This is a genomic window from Actinoplanes cyaneus (genome assembly GCF_016862095.1).
Lineage (GTDB): Bacteria > Actinomycetota > Actinomycetes > Mycobacteriales > Micromonosporaceae > Actinoplanes > Actinoplanes cyaneus.
The window spans coordinates 81,157-95,854 of the sequence record NZ_BOMH01000036.1 but is presented as its reverse complement, the minus strand read 5'-3'; the positions used below and the strand labels follow the sequence as shown (position 1 = coordinate 95,854).

The 14,698-nt window shown below is 71.4% G+C and carries 14 protein-coding genes; 8 read left to right on the top strand and 6 right to left on the bottom strand.

Going from position 1 to position 14,698, the window contains the following annotated elements:
* Positions 1 to 22: 22 nt before the first annotated feature.
* Positions 23 to 484, top strand: coding sequence for an Lrp/AsnC family transcriptional regulator (locus Acy02nite_RS22855; protein WP_203743729.1), 462 nt, complete (start codon positions 23 to 25; stop codon positions 482 to 484).
* Here Acy02nite_RS22855 and Acy02nite_RS22850 read toward each other — a convergent pair.
* The 3 genes from Acy02nite_RS22850 to mobA all read right to left on the bottom strand — a co-directional run bounded on the left by Acy02nite_RS22850 (position 481) and on the right by mobA (position 2,441).
* Positions 481 to 1,554 (bottom strand): T3SS (YopN, CesT) and YbjN peptide-binding chaperone 1, encoded by a 1,074-nt coding sequence (locus Acy02nite_RS22850; protein ID WP_203743727.1) that lies wholly within the window; start codon positions 1,552 to 1,554, stop codon positions 481 to 483. The two genes, Acy02nite_RS22855 and Acy02nite_RS22850, sit on opposite strands and share 4 nt — an antisense overlap.
* A gap of 63 nt (positions 1,555 to 1,617) precedes the next feature.
* Positions 1,618 to 1,863: a DUF6457 domain-containing protein gene (locus Acy02nite_RS22845; protein WP_203743725.1), complete on the bottom strand. Its 246-nt coding sequence runs from the start codon at positions 1,861 to 1,863 to the stop codon at positions 1,618 to 1,620.
* Positions 1,860 to 2,441 (bottom strand): molybdenum cofactor guanylyltransferase, encoded by a 582-nt coding sequence (gene mobA / locus Acy02nite_RS22840; protein ID WP_203744178.1) that lies wholly within the window; start codon positions 2,439 to 2,441, stop codon positions 1,860 to 1,862. Before mobA ends, Acy02nite_RS22845 begins: the two co-directional genes overlap by 4 nt.
* 146 nt (positions 2,442 to 2,587) lie before the next feature.
* On the opposite strand from mobA, the gene fdhD reads away from it, so the two are divergent.
* The gene (fdhD, locus tag Acy02nite_RS22835; protein ID WP_203743723.1) at positions 2,588 to 3,418 is read left to right on the top strand and encodes a formate dehydrogenase accessory sulfurtransferase FdhD; all 831 of its coding nucleotides are present in this window, start codon (positions 2,588 to 2,590) and stop codon (positions 3,416 to 3,418) included.
* A gap of 71 nt (positions 3,419 to 3,489) precedes the next feature.
* The gene (locus Acy02nite_RS22830) at positions 3,490 to 5,148 is read left to right on the top strand and encodes an alkaline phosphatase D family protein (RefSeq protein ID WP_203743721.1); all 1,659 of its coding nucleotides are present in this window, start codon (positions 3,490 to 3,492) and stop codon (positions 5,146 to 5,148) included.
* A 41-nt stretch (positions 5,149 to 5,189) separates the two neighbouring features.
* Here Acy02nite_RS22830 and Acy02nite_RS22825 read toward each other — a convergent pair whose 3' ends face one another.
* A complete protein-coding gene (locus Acy02nite_RS22825; RefSeq protein ID WP_203743719.1) occupies positions 5,190 to 6,191 on the bottom strand; it encodes a DUF4192 domain-containing protein in 1,002 nt (333 codons plus the stop codon).
* 86 nt (positions 6,192 to 6,277) lie between these two features.
* Positions 6,278 to 6,781, bottom strand: coding sequence for a GNAT family N-acetyltransferase (locus tag Acy02nite_RS22820; RefSeq protein WP_203743717.1), 504 nt, complete (start codon positions 6,779 to 6,781; stop codon positions 6,278 to 6,280).
* A gap of 56 nt (positions 6,782 to 6,837) precedes the next feature.
* On the opposite strand from Acy02nite_RS22820, the gene Acy02nite_RS22815 reads away from it, so the two are divergent.
* The 5 genes from Acy02nite_RS22815 (at position 6,838) to Acy02nite_RS22795 (ending at position 14,141) form a co-directional block, all read left to right on the top strand.
* Positions 6,838 to 7,701, top strand: a complete 864-nt coding sequence (locus Acy02nite_RS22815; RefSeq protein WP_203743715.1) for a fructosamine kinase family protein — start codon at positions 6,838 to 6,840, stop codon at positions 7,699 to 7,701.
* A gap of 235 nt (positions 7,702 to 7,936) precedes the next feature.
* On the top strand, positions 7,937 to 8,941 hold the full coding sequence (gene moaA, locus Acy02nite_RS22810; RefSeq protein WP_239175136.1) for a GTP 3',8-cyclase MoaA: 1,005 nt from the start codon (positions 7,937 to 7,939) through the stop codon (positions 8,939 to 8,941).
* Between the two features lie 22 nt (positions 8,942 to 8,963).
* A complete protein-coding gene (locus Acy02nite_RS22805; protein ID WP_203743711.1) occupies positions 8,964 to 9,206 on the top strand; it encodes a MoaD/ThiS family protein in 243 nt (80 codons plus the stop codon).
* A gap of 403 nt (positions 9,207 to 9,609) precedes the next feature.
* A complete protein-coding gene (locus Acy02nite_RS22800; RefSeq protein ID WP_203743709.1) occupies positions 9,610 to 10,950 on the top strand; it encodes a metallophosphoesterase in 1,341 nt (446 codons plus the stop codon).
* A 65-nt stretch (positions 10,951 to 11,015) separates the two neighbouring features.
* Positions 11,016 to 14,141 carry a UvrD-helicase domain-containing protein gene (locus Acy02nite_RS22795; RefSeq protein ID WP_203743707.1) on the top strand — a complete coding sequence of 1,042 codons (3,126 nt, stop codon included), beginning with the start codon at positions 11,016 to 11,018 and terminating at the stop codon, positions 14,139 to 14,141.
* On the opposite strand, the gene Acy02nite_RS22790 is transcribed toward Acy02nite_RS22795, so the two are convergent.
* Complete coding sequence (locus tag Acy02nite_RS22790; protein ID WP_239175105.1) at positions 14,128 to 14,574, bottom strand: prepilin peptidase; 447 nt, start codon at positions 14,572 to 14,574, stop codon at positions 14,128 to 14,130. The two genes, Acy02nite_RS22795 and Acy02nite_RS22790, sit on opposite strands and share 14 nt — an antisense overlap.
* Positions 14,575 to 14,698: the final 124 nt, after the last annotated feature.

The following is a 14,698-nucleotide window of genomic DNA, read 5'->3' as shown; positions in this document are numbered from 1 at the left end:
CTTGCCTTCCGGAGGCGAATCGTTGCAGATGGACGCCGTCGACCATCGAATCATTGCGTTGCTCGTGGCGGACGCCCGCGCTTCGTACGCCGAGATCGGCGCCAAGGTGTCGCTCTCCGCCCCGGCCGTGAAACGCCGGGTCGACCGGCTGCGCTCGGCCGGGGTGATCAAGGGATTCACGGCGGTGATCGAGCCGGCCGCGGTGGGGTGGACGACCGAGGCGTTCGTGGAGCTGTTCTGCACCGGGCGGACCACACCGGCGCAGATCACCGTCGCTACGCGCCGGCATCCTGAAGTGGTGGGGGCGTACACGGTCTCCGGGCAGGCGGATGCGCTCGTGCACCTGCGCGCGGCCGATATCGGTCATCTGGAGCAGGCGTTGGAGCGGCTGCGCGCCGAGTCGTTCGTGACGTCGACGCGCAGCATGGTGGTGCTGTCCCGGCTCGTGGAGACGCCGACAGCGGTGCCGTCCTTGCCGGACTAGAGATACATGCCGGTGCGGTGGTCGTCGCCGTTCTTCGGCGGGGTCGGCTTGTCGCCCTCACCGAAGAAGCGCTTGCCACCGAACTCACCGTGCAACCGGTCGTCCAGCTCGTCGGCCAGCCCGGTCATGACCTGCACCGCGAGCATCAGGTGCACGGCCTGGAAGTTGCGGCCGAAGACCGGGATCGACGCCCAGACCGTGTCCTGCGCGCAGTAGAGCCGGCCGATCGGCATCCGGTTGGTGAGCTCGGACAGCTTCACGTAGAGCTGCTCGGTCGGCTCGACCTCGGTCAGGATCGGCGAGAAGACGTCGACCAGCGGCGGATTGTCCCGGACCCGGACGAAGACCATCGCGGAGCCGGCCCGGATGCCGATGTCTCCGTCCGCGTCGACCTGGAGCTGGTCGACAGTGGTCTTGGACATGGTGGCGATCACCGTGCGGACCCGCTCGTCGAGCGGCACCTCGTCACCGGCGACCTCGGCGAGCAGTTCCTCGTCGGTCAGCTCGGCGCCATCGGCGCCCACCAGCTCCAGCCCCGCCTCCAGCCGGGCGGTGGCCAGCGGGCCGGCCTCGATCGGCTCGTCCTCCTCGTCGTGCACGAGGTAGACCAGGAAGGCCGGGTGCGGCGCGCCGTAGATGTCGCGCAGGGTGCGCGAGATGGTGGCGGCGACCGCGGTCGCCTTGGACTGCTCGGAACGCAGGCCGAACGCGTCCCGTGAGCCGGCCAGCACGCCCGGCGGGGACCAGCCGAGCGCGACCATCTCGGCGACCGTGGCGCGATCCATCCGATACTCCGCCGGCAGCGCGGCGTTGCCGACGGCGAGCGCCTCGAGCACCCCTGCCGGCAGGACCCGGATGCTGACCGAGTAGACCGCGGCGCCGGTGCCGGACGCGGTCGGGTCCAGGGTGAGGTCGATCTGGGCGCCGGACGGCAGGCTGGACAGCATGCCGGCCAGAGCGCTCGCGAACTCTCGCCACGCCTCGGTGACCTTGGCCCGTAGATCTGCCGTGGTCGGTTCGTCGAGCAACACGCTTTCGGGCGTGTCGCCCGCCGGGCTCTCTGCCGTCATGATCGCACCTCCGTCCCCGTCACCCTATCGAGAGCGGCGGGGCTGTAAACGCCCGTCTCGCGTTCACTTCTCGGCTGGCGAGTTCTCCCAGCTCAGGGCCAACGCGGTGACACGCTCGGCGACGTCGGCCGGGTCCGCTCCACGACCGACGGCGAGACCCATGAGGTACGCCGTGACGGGCGCCCCGGGCCGGACGACGTTGTGCGCGACGTCCCGCGCCACGTCCAGCACCGTGGTGACGGCCACGTCCTCCCGCGGGACGCCGAGCTCGGCGCTCGCCGCGGCGACCCACCTGTCCAGCTCGCTCATCGCGCCCACTCCTCGGCCGTCCGCAGGTCGTCGTCGGTGTCGCAGTCGAACCAGGGTGGCGGGCCGGGGCGGCGCCAGGACACCTCGGCGACCCGCAGCTCGGCGATCAGCTCGCGGACCGGCGCGCCGTGCAACCCGCCCCGCCTGGTGGCGAGCCGCTCGATCGCCGCACGCAGCGCCGTTGTCCGCCACACCCCGCAGAGGATCTGCAGCCGCCCGTCGGCGTCCCGATAGACGGCACCCTCCATCGGCGCCGACTCCATGGTCAGGCGCAGCACGTCGATCGCCTCGCCGGTGAGGAACGGCAGATCGGCGGCGAGCAGAGCCGTGTACGCAATGGTCGGCGGGACCAGCGCGAGACCGGCCGCGGCCGCCGCGACCGGGCCGCCACCGGGTGGCTCCTCGCGAGTCACGTGCACCGGAACCGGCAGGTCGGAGGAGACCCGGCCGACGACGACACGCGGGTCGGCGTCGTGCACGGCGGCCAGGACCCGGGTCAGCATCGACTGGCCGGCGACAGCCAGAGTCGGCTTGTCCGCACCACCCATTCGCCGCGCCGCACCACCGGCCAGGACCACCGCCGCAAATCCCCCCACGTGAGTACCGTATCCCGACCGGCGTCCGGGCGTGTCCACGCGTCTTTGTTGTGCCCGGTGACACGGCGTGTACTTATCGGCGACCGCGCCGCCGTGGCGTTTGCTCCGGAGCGCCGTAAGCTCCGGCCATGGGGAGGAGCACGACACGTCGCCCGGTGGTCCGCATCGATCTCGGCGCGACTCCGGGCACCAGCCTTCGACGGCCCGACGAGCTCGCCGCCGAGGAGCCGCTGGAGATCCGCGTGCGCAAGCAGCCGCTCGCGGTGACCATGCGCACCCCGGGGCACGACATCGACCTGGCGATGGGGTTCCTGCTCAGCGAGGGCCTGATCGCGGTCGCCGAGGACGTGACGACCGCGCAGCTGTGCGCCGGCACCGACACCCCGAACACGTACAACGTGGTGGACATCGTGCTCGGCGCGCACGTGCCGGCGCCGGTGACCGACCTGAGCCGCAACTTCTACACCACCAGTTCGTGCGGGGTCTGCGGCAAGGCCAGCATCGACGCGGTGCGGACCAGGTCGCGCTTCGACGTGACCGCCGACCCGCTGCGGGTGCCGGCCACCGTCCTGGCCGGGCTGCCCGATCAGTTGCGGGCCGCGCAGCGCACCTTCGACCGGACCGGCGGGCTGCACGCGGCCGGGCTGTTCACCGCTGACGGGCGGCTGCTCGTGCTGCGGGAGGACGTGGGCCGGCACAACGCGGTTGACAAGGTGCTCGGCTGGGCTCTGCGGGAGGGCCGGTTGCCGCTGGCCGGGCACGTGCTGATGGTCTCCGGCCGGGCCAGTTTCGAGTTGACCCAGAAGGCGTGGATGGCCGGGTTGCCGATGCTGGCCGCCGTATCGGCACCGAGCACGCTCGCGGTCGAGCTGGCCGACGAGGCGGGGATGACGCTGGTCGGCTTCCTGCGCGGGACGACCATGAACGTTTACGCGGGAGTGGAGCGCGTCACGGTCTGACCACAAGACATTCCCCTCTCGGCCACTTGCCGTATTCATCCACCTTCATCCATGGCAGGGAGGCTGCGGGCATGCCGATCTCACGACGTACCCTGCTGCTGAGCTCCGCCGTCGGCGCTGCCGGCACCACCACGTTGTGGCCTCTCGCCGCCGATGCCGCGCCGTATCGTGGCCCGCTGCGCACCGACCCGTTCACCCTCGGAGTCGCCTCCGGAGACCCGGAGCCGGACGGCTTCGTGCTCTGGACCCGCCTGGCCACCGACCCGCTCGCCGAGGACGGCCTCGGTGGCATGCCGAACCGGGTCGTCCGTGTCGACTGGGAGCTGGCCGCCGACGAGCGCTTCCGGCGTGTCGTCCGCCGCGGCTCCGTAGCCGCCCGGCCCGGATCCGCCCACACCGTGCACGTGGAGCTGGGCGGACTGTCCGCCGGGCGTGAGTACTTCTACCGCTTCCACGCCGAGCGCTGGACCTCGCCGGTCGGGCGGACCCGGACCACGCCGCCGCGCTGGGCGACCGGCGGGTCGCTGGCCATGTCGTTCGTCTCGTGCTCGCAGTACGAGCACGGGTTCTTCACGGCGTACCGCCGGCTCGCTGAGGACGAGCCGGAGCTGATCCTGCACCTGGGTGACTACCAGTACGAATACCAGGCCGGGGTCTACCTCGCGCCGACCGGGAACCCGCGCGACCACGAGGGGCCCGAGACCGTGACCCTGGCGAACTACCGCCAGCGGCACGCGCAGTACAAGACCGACCCGGACCTGCAAGCCGCGCACGCTGTCGCGCCGTGGGCCGTCGTCTTCGACGACCACGAGGTGGAGAACAACTGGGCCGACGAGGTGCCCGAGCAGCCCGATCCCGGCTTCCCGGCGCGACGGGCGGCCGCGTTCCGCGCCTACTACGAGAACATGCCGCTGCGTCGGACCTCGATCCCGCGCGGCATCGACATGCAGCTCTACCGCCGGATCCGCTGGGGACGGCTGGCGACCTTCCACCTGCTCGACACCCGGCAGTTCCGCGACGACCAGGCCTGCGGGGACGGCTACAAGGACTGCGCCGACGCCTACGACCCCCGGCGCACGATCACCGGCGGCGAGCAGGAAGCCTGGCTGCTCGACGGCTTCCGCCGGTCGGACGCGCGCTGGGACGTCCTCGGGCAGCAGGTCTTCTTCGGCCAGCGCGACAACAACGCCGGGCCGCAGAAGGTGCTCAGCATGGACTCGTGGGACGGCTACCAGGCGTCCCGGCAGCGGATCACCCAGGGCTGGGTGGACGCGCGGGTGCGCAACGCGGTGGTGCTGACCGGTGACGTGCACGCGCACTGGGCCGACGAGCTGAAGCTGGATTACGACGACCCGACCTCGCGGACCGTCGGCACCGAGCTGGTCTGCTCGTCGATCACCTCGACCGGGGACGGCGCCGACGTGCCGAGCGGGACACACCCGTGGGCGGCCTGGAACCCGCACCTGAAGTTCTACAACAACCAGCGCGGATACGTCCGGACGCGGATCACGCCCGACGCCCTGACCGCCGACTTCGTGGTGCTGCCCTACGTCAGCGCGCCGGGGGCACCGGCGCACACCCGGGCGTCGTTCGTGATCGAGGATCGGGTGCCGGGGCTCACGCAGATCGCCGACGCGCCGACGCCCGCCGCGCGGGCCGCTGGGAGCGGGGCCGCGCAGGCCGCCGGGAACGGGACTGCCGCGGCCGTACCGCAAATCGATCGTCCTTGATCCTGATGGGTCGCCGGGCGGCAGCGGACCGGCCGGCGACCTCATCGGGCCCGCCCGGGCCTGCGCAGCATGTGCGGTGCGAGCCCGAAGCCCAGCACGTTGTGCAGCAGCTCGGCCATCTGGTGCTGCGGCTCCTCGGCGATGGCCCGGTCCACCGCGACCCGGGCCAGCGCACCGAACCCGGCCTGCCACGCGGTGAAAGCGAGCAGGCAGCCCGCGGGCGCGACGTAGGCCGGCTCGACCCGGCGCAGCACGTCGGTCCAGAGCCGGATCTGCCACTCGTGCGCGGTGGCGGCCCGGTCCAGCGCGAGATCCTCCACCGAACGGTCGACGAGCAGCACGCCGAGCCAGGCGATCTCGTCCGGCTCGAGGGAGCGGCCCGAGCGGTAGCACTTCTCCGCCGCGCGGATCGCGAGCTTGCCCTGCTGCCGGATCAGCCGTCCGCAGCGCTCCGCGGTCAGATCCTCGGCGAGCAGGTCGGTGAAGCGGCGCCGAGCCCTCTCGGTCGCCCGGACCATCTCGGCGCGCTCGGCGCCGTCGACGGCGGCCACCTGCGCGACCAGGTCCTTGCGGCTCGGCAGGGCGACCGCCCCGTGGAACGTCGCCTCGGCGGCGATCACGCTGTCGCCCGGCAGGCAGGGGGTGCCCTCCGGCGGGCAGCACTCCCTGTCCGGACAGGCGTAGGACCACCAGCGCCCGTTCTCGACCCGCATCACGTCGAACACCTCCACGCCGCGGCGGCGCACCGCCTCAGCGCTGCGCAGCAGTGCCGGAAGGGCTCGCCGGGCCGTCCCGTAGCCGACGATGACCACCCGGGTCGGCTGCTGGCGGGTCACCACGTCGGCGACCGCGTCGGCCGCCAGCTCGGCGTCGGCGTCGCTCACCTCCGGCGGAGGCAGGTCGTGGCAGGCGGCGAACTCCATCCGCGAGCCGGCGAGGCCGACCAGGGCGACGCTGTTGTTCGGGTGATAGCCCATCACGAACGGCACGACGGCGATGAGCTCGGCGGGTGTGCGGATGGCGAGGCTGCGGCTGGCTGTCATGCACGGCAGCCTGGCTCGTTCCGCGCGGCCGCCGAATGCCGATCGCGACCGCTGTGGACAACTCGTCCACAGGCCGCGGCCGAGCGTCAGTTACGGAAGGGCAGGCCCTGCAACTCCAGGCCCTCCTGCTGCCAGGCGTGCGGGTGACGGTCGAGATCCATGGTGAGCTCGATCGAGGAGACCACGTCGTAACCGGCCGCGTGCAGGCTGCGGATCGCCTCCACGTTGCGCGACGACGGCGAGATGGTCAGCGACGTCATGCTCCGCTTCTTGGCCTCGGCCGCCACGTGTTGCAGCAGCTTGCGGCCGACCCCCTTGTGACGGTGGGTGATCGTGACGACGACCGGCTCGACCACGCCGGCCCGGTTCCGCATGATCAGCCCGACCATCCCGATCACCCCGTCGTCGGCGTGGTCGGCGACCCACAGCCCACTGAGATCGAGCCTGGTCAGGTATTCCTCGAAGCCGGCGCCACCGTCGTCGTCGGCCTCGCCGTACATCTCGTTCTGCTGGCGGGTCAGCTCAGCCCACAGCCGTCGGCCCGCGGAGTGGTCACTCGGGCGGTATGAACGCACTGCGACAGGGGCCATGCCGACATTTTGCCTCTGAAATGGGATGTCCGTCACCCGAAGCGCAAGATAACCGGGTGGACATGGCGTATCTGCGCGCGCACCCGGAGCACCTCCCGACATTTCTCACGCATCAGCGGATCCGGGAGACGCCGGTGCGGGCGGGCATCTCGCGGTTGACGCTCGACGACGGGGTCTCGCTGTTCGCCAAATCCGACGAGCAGGCGCCGGAGGGGTACTTCGCGGCGGAAGCGGCGGGTTTGCGCTGGCTGGGCGAGGCGGGAGCGGTGCCCGTACCGGAAATGATCGTTGCTCTTCCGCATCTGATCGTGACCGAGTGGGTGGAGGAAGGCCAGGCCAGCCGTCGGGCCGCGGAGCTTCTCGGCCGTGGGCTCGCGGCGTTGCACCGCAGCGGGGCGGAGACCTTCGGCGCGCCGTGGCCGGGATGGATCGGGCCGCTCCCGCTCGACAACACACCCTCCGGCGGGCCGTGGAGCGGCTGGTTCGCCGAGCGCCGACTGCTGCCCTACCTGCGGCTTTCCGCTGATCGAGGCGCGCTTTCCGGCGACGGCGTCGCGATGGTCGAGGAGATCATCGAGACGATTGACCGGTACGGCGTGGAGGAGCCCCCGGCACGGATCCATGGTGACCTGTGGCCCGGGAACCTGCTGTGGGGTGCCGACGGTCGCGGGTGGCTCGTCGATCCCGCGGCGCACGGGGGCCACCGGGAGACCGACCTCGCCACGTTGTCGCTGTTCGGCGGGGTGACTCAGCTCGATGTGCTCATGGGTGCGTATCGGGCGGAGTGGCCGCTCGCCGACGGGTGGGAGCGGCGGGTGCCGTTGCATCAGCTGCATCTTCTGCTGGTGCACACAGCGGCGTTCGGGGCGCAGTTCGCGGACGCCGTGGTGACCGCCGCCACGGCCGTCCTGCGTGGCTGACCTGCCGTGGCGGCCGCCGGCGCGGGTCGTCCTGCGCGCTGACCTGCCGTGAAGGACGCCGCCGCGGGCCGTCTTGCGCGCTGACCGCATCACTCATCCGTTCTGCACAGGCTCGGAATCGGTCGTCCGTTGTCCACAGGCCGATATGCCTAGCGGCAACTTGGCGGAGGAGCGGCTAGATTCGATTCGTGAGCGAGACGTCGAGATCGGCCGAGCGGTGGCGGTGGCAGCTGTGATGATGCTCGCCGATCGGTTCGGCCGGGTCGCCACCGATCTGCGGGTCTCCCTCACCGATCGGTGCAATCTGCGGTGCACGTATTGCATGCCCGCCGAGGGTCTGGCCTGGATGCCGCAGCCCGAGCAGCTCACCGACGACGAGGTGGTCCGCCTGGTGCGGATCGCCGTGGAGCAGCTCGGCATCACCGAGGTGCGGTTCACCGGCGGGGAGCCGCTGATCCGGCGTGGCCTGGTGGGCATCATCGCCGAGACGGCGCGGCTGACGCCCCGGCCCCGGCTCTCGGTGACGACGAACGGGATCGGGCTGGATCGGCTCGCTCCGGCCCTGCGGGACGCCGGGCTCGACCGGGTGAACGTTTCGCTCGACACGCTCGACCCGGGCCGATTCCACACGCTGACCCGCCGTGACCGGCACGCCGATGTGCTGAGTGGCCTCCGCGCCGCGGCCGAGGCCGGGCTCACCCCCGTGAAGATCAACACGGTACTGATGCGCGGGGTCAACGACGACGAGGCGCCGGCCTTGCTGCGGTTCGCGCTGGAACACGGGTATCAATTGCGGTTCATCGAGCAGATGCCGCTGGACGCCCAGCACCAGTGGGATCGGCACACGATGGTGACCGCGGAGGAGATCCTGGCGGCGCTGAAGCCCTTCGATCTCCGGCCTGACGATGTTTCACGTGGAACGGCTCCAGCCGAGACCTGGCTGGTCCCGGGGCACGTCGACGCGGCCGGGGAGCCGGCACGGGTGGGCGTGATCGGGAGTGTGACCCGGCCGTTCTGCGGGGATTGCGACCGCACCCGCCTGACCGCCGACGGCCAGGTGCGGAACTGCCTGTTCGCCACCGACGAGAGCGACCTGCGCAAACTGCTGCGCGACGGTGCTCCGGACACCGAGATCGCCGAGGCCTGGCGGGTGGCGATGCGGGGCAAGCGGGCCGGGCACGGGATCGACGATCCCGCCTTCCTGCAGCCGGCCCGGCCGATGTCCGCCATCGGGGGCTGATCGTCTCGTGGGGAGCAGAGCGTTGCTGACCGTTCGCTACTTCGCCGGAGCGCGTGCCGCGGCCGGGGGAGTCTCCGCCGAGGAGGTCTCCGCCGGGTCCCTGGAGGATCTGGCCGAGGTCCTCACCAGTCGGCACGGGGAGCGGCTGGGGCTGGTTCTCAAGGCCGCCAGCTTCCTGGTGGACGGGTTGGCCTGCCACGATCGGCGCGCGGTCCTGCCGGCCGGCGCGACGATCGACGTCCTGCCGCCCTTCGCCGGCGGCTGACCGGTTCCACCATTCCTCGGCTGGTTCGGTCGCTTACCACCCGGGGCGCCTCGGGCTTCGCGTTTTTGTCGTACCCCTCGGGCAGGATTCCAGTCACTCGGGAAGCGGGAACGCTTCGGGGCGGCTCGCATCGGCTCGGGGTGATGCGCGCTGCTCCGCGGCGTTTCGGCAACCCGGTGACGCCCCTTGATCCCGCCGGTGCGGCAACACCGGGGGCTGCGTGGCGAGGCACGACGCCGTCGGAGGGGGTGGCGTCGTGCGGCCACGACACCGCACCTGGTGGCGACACGGGCGTCGGTGCGGCGGCCACGACACGGCCGCCTGGCGGCGACGTGGTTGTGGGGCCGAGGGTGCGGTGCGGCGGTGACACCGAGGGTCGGGGAGACTTGGCTCGGCTCGGGGGATGGCCGGTTACGGTGGGACGGCTGTTGGGGAGGAAGACTTGGTGGCGATCGTCGCGGTGATCCTGGTGGTCGTCATCGGCCTTGTCTACGCCTACCTGTGGAAGCGGCTGGCCGGGGACACGGTGCGTTCGCGCTGGGCTCGGCGGGTGAGCGCGGTGATCGCCGTCGCGCTGGGGCTGCTCGGGCCGGCGACCCTCATCGGGGTGCGCAGTGGGCATCTCAAGTGGCTGGCCTGGCCGGGATACCTGTGGCTCGCGCTGCTGTTCTACCTCCTGGTCACCCTCATCGTGCTGGAGATTCCGCGGCTCGTCCTGCGGCTGACGTGGGCGCGCCACGGGCGTACCGGGAAACGCGCGGAAGCGCCGCAGAGCCGCAACCTGGCGGCGGACCGTGAGTTGCAGCCGGTGATCGCCGCGGGGGAGACGATCGACGGCGACACGCACGCACCGGCTGCGGAGCCGGGCGTCAGAAACTCCGGACCTGGCAACACCGGCTCCGGCTCCGGGGCGGTCGGCGAGGGGATGGATCGGCGTCTGGTGCTGGCCCGGGGTGCGGCGATCTTCGCCGGGCTGACCGCGGCAGGCGTGACCGGCTACGGGGTGCGCACGGCGACCAGCGCGCCGCGGATCGACCGGGTGCGGATTCCGATCGCGAAGCTGCCGCGGGCGATGGACGGGACCCGGCTGGCGGTCGTCTCGGACATCCACCTGGGGCCGCTGACCGGCATCGGGCACGCCCAGCGCATCACCCGTGTGATCAATTCGGTGAACGCGGACGTCGTGTGCGTCGTCGGTGACCTTGTCGACGGCACTGTCGCGGAGCTGGGGCGGCTCGCCGAGCCGCTGCGCGGGATCGAGTCACGCAGGGGCGCCTACTTCGTGACCGGCAACCACGAGTACTACTCCGGCTTCGAGCCGTGGATCGGGGAGGTCACCGAGCTGGGCATGCGCCCGCTCCGCAACGAGCGTGTGGAGATCGACGGGCTGGACCTGGCCGGTGTCAACGACCTGGGCGGCGATCAGCACGGTGACCCGGCCGACTTCGGCAAGGCGCTCGGCGATCGGGACCGGAGCCGCCCGGTGGTGCTGATGGCGCACCAGCCCCTGGCCGCGAAGGACGCCGCGCCGTACGGGGTGGATCTGCAGGTTTCCGGGCACACCCACGGCGGGCAGATGGCGCCGTTCAACCTCCTCGTGACATTGCAGCAACCGGTAGTCTCCGGCTTCGGGCGGGTCGACGGAGTGCCGGTTTACGTGACCAACGGCGCGGGCTTCTGGGGCCCTCCGGTGCGTGTTGGCGCGCCGCCGCAGGTCACGGTGGTCGAACTCCGCATGGCGTAACTCATCAAGATCGGTAAGTGTGTTTGAGCGTGGCGATTCGTGCCGGAACCGACGGCCATGACAGGATGCGAGACGTGGAGGTCAGCTCGGACACATACGTTGCCGACCTACACATCCACTCGCGGTTCTCGCGAGCCTGCAGTCGCGATCTGACCCTGCCCAACCTGGCCTGGTGGGCCCGGCGCAAGGGCATCGCGCTGCTGGGCACCGGCGACTTCACCCACCCGGCGTGGTTCGAGCACCTCCGGGAGAGCCTGACGCCGGCCGAGCCCGGTCTCTATCGGCTGAACGACGAGGGCCCGGTCACCGAGCGGCTGCCCGGCTCGCTGAAGGGCACGGACCCGGCACGGTTCATGCTGAGCGTGGAGATCTCCACGATCTACAAGCGTGACGACCGCACCCGCAAGGTCCACCACCTGCTCTACGCGCCCGACTTCGAGTCCGCCGCGAGGATCAACACCGCCCTGGGCAGGATCGGCAACCTGACCGCGGACGGCCGTCCGATTCTCGGCCTGGACTCGCGGGACCTGCTGGAGATCACGCTCCAGGCCGGTGGCTATCTCATCCCGGCGCACATCTGGACGCCGTGGTTCTCCGCGCTCGGCTCGAAGTCCGGCTTCGACGCGATCGCCGACTGCTATGCCGACCTGGCCGACCACATCACCGCGGTGGAGACCGGCCTGTCGAGTGACCCGGCGATGAACTGGCGGGTCTCCAGCCTCGACCGTTACCGCCTGGTCTCGAACTCGGACGCACACTCGCCGGGCGCGCTGGCCCGCGAGGCCACGCTGTTCACCGGCGTCCCGGACTACTTCGCGGTCAAGGACGGCGTCGGCCTGGCAGGCACGCTCGAGTTCTTCCCGGAAGAGGGGAAGTACCACGCCGACGGTCATCGCGCGTGCGGCGTCAACTGGGAGCCGGAGCGCACCCGCGAGGCCGGCGGCCGCTGCCCGGAGTGCGGTCGTCCACTGACCGTGGGCGTACTGAGCCGGGTCGAGGATCTCGCGGATCGTCCGGAGGGCTTCGCCAGGGACGCGCACGTCGAGCACCTGATCCAGCTGCACGAGATCCTCGGTGAGATCCACGGCGTCGGCCCGAAGTCGAAGACCGTCGAGTCGCAGCTCAACCACCTGGTGGCGACGCTCGGCGCGGAGCTGGACATCCTGCGCAAGGTGCCGGTCGACGAGATCGGCAGGGCCGGCGGCGACGAGTTGCGCGAGGCGATCACCCGGCTGCGGCGCGGCGACGTCCGGCGCGTCCCGGGGTATGACGGCGAGTATGGCGTGATCACCCTCTTCGAGCCCGGTGAGCTGCGCAACCGCAACAGCGCCCCGCAGGTCGAGACGCTCTTCGACATGTTCCCGACGGCGCCGGCGGCCAAGGTCGCGAAGGCTCCCAAGAAGGAACCGAAGGCGAAAGCGGTCAAGGAGAAGCCGGCCCCGCCCCCGCTGGCCCCGCCGCCGAGCCCGCACGAGCCGTTCGAGCCGATGCTGGCCGGCATGGAAGAGGTCGGCACCGGCCTGCTGGACCGGCTCGACGCGATGCAGCGGGTGGCCGCGTCCGCACCGGGCGGCCCGCTGCTGATCGTGGCCGGCCCGGGCACCGGCAAGACCCGCACGCTCACCCATCGGATCGCGTATCTCTGCGCCGAGCTGGGCGTCTTCCCGGAGCGTTGCCTGGCGATCACGTTCACCCGCCGGGCCGCGGCCGAGCTGCGCGAGCGGTTGGAGAGCCTGCTCGGGGACGTGGCCGAGGACATCACCGTCGGCACGTTCCACTCGCTGGGCCTGACCGTGCTGAAGGAGAACGCGAAGGCCGCCGGGCTGGGCTCCGGCTGGCGGATCGCCGAGGAGCCGGAGCAGAAGGCCGCCCGGGAACAGGCCGGCGACGACGACCTCGCGTACCGCAAGCTGCTGCGCCAGCAGGACCTGGTGGACCTGGACGACCTGATCAGCGTCCCGGTCGAGCTGCTGCGCGAGGATCCTGCGCTGGTCGAGAAGTACCGCAGGCGCTGGCAGTGGATCTTCGTCGACGAGTATCAGGACGTCGACGAGCTGCAGTACGAGTTGCTGCGCCTGCTGTCACCGGCCGACGGCAACCTGTGCGCGATCGGTGACCCGGACCAGGCGATCTACTCGTTCCGTGGCGCTGACGTGCGCTACTTCCTCCGTTTCAACCAGGACTTCGTGGACGCCCGCCTGGTCCGGCTGACCCGCAACTACCGCTCGTCGGCGCCGATCCTGGCCGCCGCGGTGCAGGCCATCGCGCCGTCGTCGCTGGTCAGCGGCCGCCGGCTGGACCCGGCCCGGCTGGACCCGGAGGCCGCGCTGGTCGGGCGTTACCCGGCGCGCAGCGTCGCGGACGAGGCCGACTTCGTGGTCCGCACGATCGACGAGCTGGTCGGTGGCCTGTCCCACCGGTCGCTCGACTCGGGCCGGGTCGACTCGCGGTCGGCCACCGCCGGGTCGCTGTCGTTCTCGGACATCGCGGTGCTGTACCGCACCGACGCGCAGTCCGGCCCGATCCTGGAGGCGCTGTCGCGGGCCGGCGTGCCGGTGCAGAAGCGCTCGCACAACCGGCTGCGTGACCGGCCCGGCGTGGAGATCATCGCTCGCGAGCTGCGGCACGCGGACGGGCAGGGCGGCACGCTCGCGGCGCGGATCCGGCTCGCCGCCCAGGTGCTGGCTCAGCGGTACGCGGCGCCGACGCTCGACGGCGGGCAGATCGCCCCGGAGGACATCTGGGCCGCGGCTGACCTGCTCACCCCACTGGCCGAGCGGGTCGGGGACGACCTGCCGCAGTTCCTTCAGCAGCTGGAGACCGGCGCCGAGGTGGACGCGCTCGACCCGCGCGCCGAGGCGGTGAACCTGCTCACCCTGCACGCCGCCAAGGGCCTGGAGTTCCCGGTGGTGTTCCTGGTCGGCTGCGAGGACGGGTTGTTGCCGCTGCGCTGGCCGGGTTCGCAGCCGACCGACGAGGAGATCGCCGAGGAACGGCGGCTGTTCTTCGTCGGGCTGACCCGCGCACAGGATCGGCTGTACGTGAGCTACTCGGCGAAGCGGTTCCGGCACGGCAGCGAGCGGGAGCAGCATCCGACACCGTTCCTCGACGTGATCGACTCGGGCCTGTTCGAGCGGCTGGGTGAGTCGGCGCGGTCGAAACCGAAGGATCGCCAGCTCAGGCTGCTGTGACAACGCTGATCAGCGCGCCCAGCAGCAGCGCCGGTCCGAAGGGGAAGATCCGGCGGCGCCGGGTGGCCAGCAGGAACACTGCCACTCCGGCGCCGATCAGGTGTGCCGCGAACAGGCCGATCAGCACGACCGGCCAGCCACCGGCGAGCCCCAGCAGCACTGCCAGGACCGCCCCGAGCTTCACGTCCCCGAGGCCGAGCCCGTCCCCGGGCAGGAGCGCGATCAGCAGATAGCCGGCGCCGACGAGCAGGCCCGCCAGCAGCGCGAGCCCGATCCGGGCCGGCGCGAGCAGTGCCAGTGGCACCCCGGCGCCGAGGCCCAGCACGGCGACGAGGGGATCGGGCAGGCGCAGCGACCGCAGATCGATCAGGGCCAGCAGAACTGCCGGGAGTCCACCCAGCACGCCCGCCATGATCACCAGTAGTGACGACATGGGCCGGAAAGGTAACGGTCCGGAACGGCGCTCGCAGGTCGGGTTGTGGACAACGGGACAGAACCGTCCACAGCACGCGGCGCACGCTACCGTGACATCCGGCAGCCAGCCGAGGAGGATCTCC

Excerpts from the sequence above, each read along its gene's own strand:
- Acy02nite_RS22850 (WP_203743727.1), bottom strand. The coding sequence starts at position 1,554 with ATGACGGCAGAGAGCCCGGCGGGCGACACGCCCGAAAGCGTGTTGCTC.
- Acy02nite_RS22845 (WP_203743725.1), bottom strand. The coding sequence starts at position 1,863 with ATGAGCGAGCTGGACAGGTGGGTCGCCGCGGCGAGCGCCGAGCTCGGC.
- fdhD (WP_203743723.1), top strand. The coding sequence starts at position 2,588 with ATGGGGAGGAGCACGACACGTCGCCCGGTGGTCCGCATCGATCTCGGC.
- Acy02nite_RS22830 (WP_203743721.1), top strand. The coding sequence starts at position 3,490 with ATGCCGATCTCACGACGTACCCTGCTGCTGAGCTCCGCCGTCGGCGCT.
- Acy02nite_RS22825 (WP_203743719.1), bottom strand. The coding sequence starts at position 6,191 with ATGACAGCCAGCCGCAGCCTCGCCATCCGCACACCCGCCGAGCTCATC.
- Acy02nite_RS22820 (WP_203743717.1), bottom strand. The coding sequence starts at position 6,781 with ATGGCCCCTGTCGCAGTGCGTTCATACCGCCCGAGTGACCACTCCGCG.
- moaA (WP_239175136.1), top strand. The coding sequence starts at position 7,937 with ATGATGCTCGCCGATCGGTTCGGCCGGGTCGCCACCGATCTGCGGGTC.
- Acy02nite_RS22800 (WP_203743709.1), top strand. The coding sequence starts at position 9,610 with ATGGCCGGTTACGGTGGGACGGCTGTTGGGGAGGAAGACTTGGTGGCG.
- Acy02nite_RS22795 (WP_203743707.1), top strand. The coding sequence starts at position 11,016 with ATGCGAGACGTGGAGGTCAGCTCGGACACATACGTTGCCGACCTACAC.
- Acy02nite_RS22790 (WP_239175105.1), bottom strand. The coding sequence starts at position 14,574 with ATGTCGTCACTACTGGTGATCATGGCGGGCGTGCTGGGTGGACTCCCG.